This is a genomic window from Mesorhizobium sp. M8A.F.Ca.ET.021.01.1.1, from assembly GCF_003998025.1.
In the GTDB taxonomy this organism is placed as follows: domain Bacteria; phylum Pseudomonadota; class Alphaproteobacteria; order Rhizobiales; family Rhizobiaceae; genus Mesorhizobium.
In genome coordinates this window covers 1-4,669 of the sequence record NZ_RZSJ01000497.1, presented here as the reverse complement: position 1 = coordinate 4,669, position 4,669 = coordinate 1, and the positions used below count along the sequence as shown (strand labels likewise).

The window sequence follows — 4,669 nt, the reverse complement described above, 5'->3', positions numbered from 1 at the left end:
CGGCTGCAGGCGATGAAGACCGGTGCGCTGATCCGTTTCGCCTGCGAGGCGGGTGCGATCCTGGCCGGTGCACGATCGGATGACATGGAAAGGCTGGCCGAGTTCGGTTCGGCGATCGGCCTTGCCTTCCAGCTCGCCGACGACCTGCTGGATTTGACGGCCGACGCCAGGCAGATGGGCAAGGCGACCGGCAAGGATGCCGCCGCGGGCAAGGGTACGCTGGTGGCCTTGCACGGCGCGGATTGGGCTCGCAAGCAGCTCGACGGTCTCGTCGGCCAGGCGCACGCGTTGCTCGAACCCTATGGCGAAAAGGCGGCCCTGCTCAAGGCCGCCGCGACTTTCGTGGCAACCCGCAACAGCTGACGGCAGGCCCCATATCGGGTTGCGCATGGTCGACGGCTCGGCGTCACCGCATCGATCCGATCCGCCGCGTCCCCGCAGCGCATGCATTGACCTGCGGTGCGCCAACGAAATCTTAATGTAAATGAAGCGTAATCCCGACCATTAAAATATGCGTATGTGTTGGGTTTGCGCATGCCGGAATATTCTTCCTTCATCCGGTCCGTCCGGATACGTTATCTTTCGGGACTGTTGGTTTTCGCGCTGGCTTCGGCCGCCATCATGGTTGCGCTCAATCGCGTCAATTCCTTGCGCCATGAAATCGATGCGCTGAGCAGCAATCTCGTCGTTTTCACCCGCGACCTGCGCAACGCCACCAGCTTCGCCGAGACAACCAGTTCCGCCTGGCGGATCGAGACGCGCGATGCGCTGACGGCTTCGGCGCGCGACCATTCCGAGCGCCTGACCGGCGAGATCGAGACGCTGAGCGCCCAGCTCGCCGCGATCCGCCCGCGGCTGTCGGCCAAGACCGTCAACGAACTGGCGGCAGCTTCCGTCAATGGCGATCTGTTCTGGTCGCCGCGTGACATGGTTCGCAACTTCAACCTGATGTCGGTGGCGCAAAAGACCGATGAATGGAGTTCTCGCGAAATCCGCAACCAGAACGACCTGTTCGTTCAGCCCATGCTGGTGCGTGTCCGTACCGCGATGGACGACGAACGTCATCTGGCGGACGCCTCCGGCGACCGGCTGCTTTTGTGGGCGAGCGGCCTGTTGTTTGCCGTGCTCGCCATCGTTGCCTTCTGGATCTTCCGGCCGATGGAACAGGCGATCCGCCGCGCCTTTGCCCAGTCGGCCGAATCCTTGTTCAAGGCCGAGGCGGCCGACCGCGCCAAGTCGGAATTCCTGGCCAATATGAGCCACGAAATCCGCACCCCGATGAACGGCGTGCTCGGCATGGCCGAATTGCTGGCCAAGACCGAACTGAACCCGCGCCAGAAGACTTTCACCGACGTCATCGTCAAATCGGGCAACGCGCTTCTCACCATCATCAACGACATCCTCGATTTCTCCAAGATCAATGCCGGGCAGCTGACGCTCGATCCTGCCCCCTTCCGCCTCTCGGAAGCGGTGGAGGATGTGGCTACACTGGTCTCGGCACGCGTTGCCGAGAAGAACCTGGAACTCATCGTGCGTGTCGATCCTCGGCTGCCGGCTTATGTCGTCGGCGACGCCGGTCGCTTTCGGCAGATCGTCACCAACCTGGTCGGCAATGCGGTGAAATTCACCGAGAAGGGCCATGTGCTGATCGATGTCGGCGGCGAAACCGTCAACGACGTTGTCCAGCTCAAGCTGCGCGTCGAGGACACCGGGATCGGCATCCCGGCCGAGAAATTGCAAAACGTGTTCGAGAAGTTCGCCCAGGTCGACGGGTCTTCGACCCGCCGTCATGAAGGCACCGGCCTTGGGCTCGCCATCGCCGCCCGTCTCGTCGACCTGATGGCCGGCAAGATCGGCGTCGAGAGCGAGATCGGCCGCGGTTCCGTCTTCTGGTTCGCCGTGCCGCTGCCGGTCCACCGCGCCGAGGCGCGCGACGCTATCGTGCCGGTGGACGTCACCGGCGCACGCGTGTTGGTCATCGACGACAATCCGGTCAACCGCGAGATCCTGCTCGAACAACTCAGAAGCTGGAGCTTCGACTGCGCCGCCGCCGAAAGCGGCGCAATGGGCCTCGCCTTCCTCGATCGCGCCTGCCAACTCGGTGCCAGCGTCGACTGCATCATCCTCGACTATCAGATGCCCGGCATGAACGGCGCCGATGTCGCCCGGGCCATCGCCGCCGACAGCCGGCTGACCGCCATCCCGGTCGTGATCCTGACCTCTGTCGACCAGGTCGATTTCGGCAAGATGATCATCGACTTCGGCATATCGGCGCACCTGACCAAGCCGGCGCGGTCGGCGGTCCTGCTTGGCACCGTCATCTCGGTCATCCAGAAGGCGCGCTCGCAGGTCGGCAAGGCGCAGTTCATTCGCGAACCGGTCCAACCGATGCAGGCGACTCCGGCCTTCACGATTATCCGTGGCCCCGCGGTACCGGTCGCGACTGTGCCGGAATCGAATGCCGCGCCGAACAACCCGATCGACATCCTCATCGCCGAGGACAATGACGTGAACCAGATGGTGTTCGGCCAGATCCTCAATGGACTCGGCCTGACCTACCGCATCGCCGGCAATGGCCGCACCGCGGTCGAGATGTACCGGTCGCTGCATCCGAGGCTGGTTCTGATGGACGTCTCGATGCCGGAAATGAACGGCTACGAGGCGACACGCGCCATCCGGGCGATCGAAGCGTCGTCGGGCGGCCACATCCCGATCATCGGCGTCACCGCGCATGCGCTGAAGGGCGACCGCGACAAATGCATCGAGGCCGGCATGGACGACTATCTGCCCAAGCCCGTTTCGCCCGATCGCCTGGGCGCCAAGATCGGCACCTGGCTCAGCGAGACGGTGGTGGCCAAGACCGCCTGACCACCACCAACGCCTCAGACGGCCGCGTCCAGATGAAACCGGCGCATCCAGTCCAGGCTTGTCTCGTCGGCGAGCTTCGCGACGCCGGGCCTGACATGCCCGGCATCCGGCGCCGGGACGCCGAGGGCTTCGCAGATGCGCAGCAATGCCACGGCCGGCTCGGCGGCAAGGTGCTCATAGCCGATCCGCAATGGTGCTATGCCCTGTTGTGCGAACCAGATGTTCCAGGCCGTATCATAGGCTTCCAGTTCTTCGACCTCGCCCTTGATGCGCTTGAAATCATAGTGAGGTTCCCTGGCAGGTCCCACCCTTTCGATTTCGGTTCCGTCGGGGGCGATATGCCAAAGACCGGTTTGCCGGGCTTTGACCAGGGAGACGGCCTGCGCGAGTTTGTTTTCGCGCGACAGGTGTATGTAGAGGACTCGGCCAAAGGCTCGTTCGAAACGCGCTGTGTCTGACGCAAGCCCGGGATAGACCTGATCGAGGATCGCCGACAGCTCATCCAGGTTCTCCCGCATCAGGCGCAAGCCGAAAATTTCAGTATCGCCCTTGCCGGCACCGATCGCCGCATTGAGATAGGCAAGCTGGAATTCACGCTCGCCCATCGTGTCGCGATCGGGCAATCCCCAATCCTGCGCCCACTCCGACACATCCTGCCGCCGGTAGAATGAGTGGGGATCACCGGTCGTTCCGGTGGCCGCCAACAGCTTGCACAGCAAGGTGCTGCCGGTTCTGGGCGTGCCGCAGATGATGTATCCGTCGAACATGGGCGCTCGCATGACAGGGCTGCTGCCCAAGGAGAGATGGTGGCCGCCGCTATAGCTGAAACCGTTGCTCGATGCGACGGGCACATTGCAGCGGCGTTTGGGCGTTCGTCTCGATTTCGAGATCGTAGCGTATCCGGTTGTGGACGCTCCTATTGCCAGCGCGCCAGCCCCGCCAACCTGTCGGCGCAGCGCTTCGCGCCCTCGGCCCTTACCGGTTGCGCACCACCACGCAGGCGCCGCCGACGCTTTGCAGCTTCTGGCAGATGACATTGGCGGCGGCGCGGTCGTCGATCCCGATCCTGACGGCGTAGATGCCGCGCCGGCCGATCGGCGTGCGCACCCGGCTCACCACAGGATCATGCCCGGCAAGCAGGGCCGGAAAGCGGCCCCGCACCCTGAGCCACTGGCCGATCGCCGCGCTGCGGCGAAAATTGCCCGCCACCTGGATGCCCCATGGCTTGATGTTGATCGAGGCCATTGCGACCGTCCGCGACATGATCACCGGCAGCTTGCGGCAGGCGACGGCGAAATCCAGCTTGGCATCGAGCGGCTCGACTTTGCCGGCATAGGCCGGGTCCGTGAACTTGTCGACCGGCTCGCCCATGACGTCGAACACATAGCTTTCCGTCTCCATCGGCAGGAAGCCGCCGGAATTCAGCCAGCGCGACACCCGGCTCTCGCCGGCATTGTAGGCGGCCGCCGCTAGGCCAAGATTGCCATAACTGGTCTTCATTTCGGCGAGATATCTAGCCGACGCCGGGATCGCCTGGTTGATGTCGAAGGAATCGGCAAGCCCCCGCATCTTGGCGGTGCCCGGCATGAACTGGGCAATGCCCTCGGCGCCGACGGGGCTCACGGCATTGGGATCGAAACGGCTTTCCTTCCAGATAAGGCGGGCGAAGAAGTCCCGGGGCAGAGCGTTCTGGTCGGCATGCGCCTGGATCAGGTTGCAGACCTTGTCGATCAGCCGCTGCTTGGCCGATTGCGGCGGATCGGCCAAGCAGCGGCTGATCGACAAGGTCTGCAACCTGATC

At 63.7% G+C, this 4,669-nt stretch carries 5 protein-coding genes; 2 read left to right on the top strand and 3 right to left on the bottom strand.

Features of this window, described 5'->3' with window-relative positions:
- Both EOA36_RS28185 and EOA36_RS28180 read left to right on the top strand, forming a co-directional pair.
- A partial coding sequence (locus EOA36_RS28185) for a polyprenyl synthetase family protein (RefSeq protein ID WP_189553393.1) occupies positions 1 to 363 on the top strand: 363 nt, incomplete at its 5' end.
- 171 nt (positions 364 to 534) lie between these two features.
- A complete protein-coding gene (locus EOA36_RS28180; RefSeq protein ID WP_127280322.1) occupies positions 535 to 2,868 on the top strand; it encodes a response regulator in 2,334 nt (777 codons plus the stop codon).
- Between the two features lie 14 nt (positions 2,869 to 2,882).
- Here the strand turns inward: EOA36_RS28180 and EOA36_RS28175 are convergent, their stop codons facing one another.
- The 3 genes from EOA36_RS28175 to EOA36_RS28165 all read right to left on the bottom strand — a co-directional run bounded on the left by EOA36_RS28175 (position 2,883) and on the right by EOA36_RS28165 (position 4,668).
- Positions 2,883 to 3,635, bottom strand: a complete 753-nt coding sequence (locus EOA36_RS28175; protein WP_189521865.1) for a Stf0 family sulfotransferase — start codon at positions 3,633 to 3,635, stop codon at positions 2,883 to 2,885.
- A 49-nt stretch (positions 3,636 to 3,684) separates the two neighbouring features.
- Positions 3,685 to 3,768 carry a hypothetical protein gene (locus EOA36_RS38500; protein WP_245464495.1) on the bottom strand — a complete coding sequence of 28 codons (84 nt, stop codon included), beginning with the start codon at positions 3,766 to 3,768 and terminating at the stop codon, positions 3,685 to 3,687.
- 75 nt (positions 3,769 to 3,843) lie between these two features.
- Positions 3,844 to 4,668 (bottom strand): lytic transglycosylase domain-containing protein, encoded by an 825-nt coding sequence (locus EOA36_RS28165; RefSeq protein WP_127280320.1) that lies wholly within the window; start codon positions 4,666 to 4,668, stop codon positions 3,844 to 3,846.
- Position 4,669: the final 1 nt, after the last annotated feature.

Coding starts and splice junctions, on each gene's coding strand:
- EOA36_RS28175 (WP_189521865.1), bottom strand. CDS start 3,635: ATGTTCGACGGATACATCATCTGCGGCACGCCCAGAACCGGCAGCACC.
- EOA36_RS28180 (WP_127280322.1), top strand. CDS start 535: ATGCCGGAATATTCTTCCTTCATCCGGTCCGTCCGGATACGTTATCTT.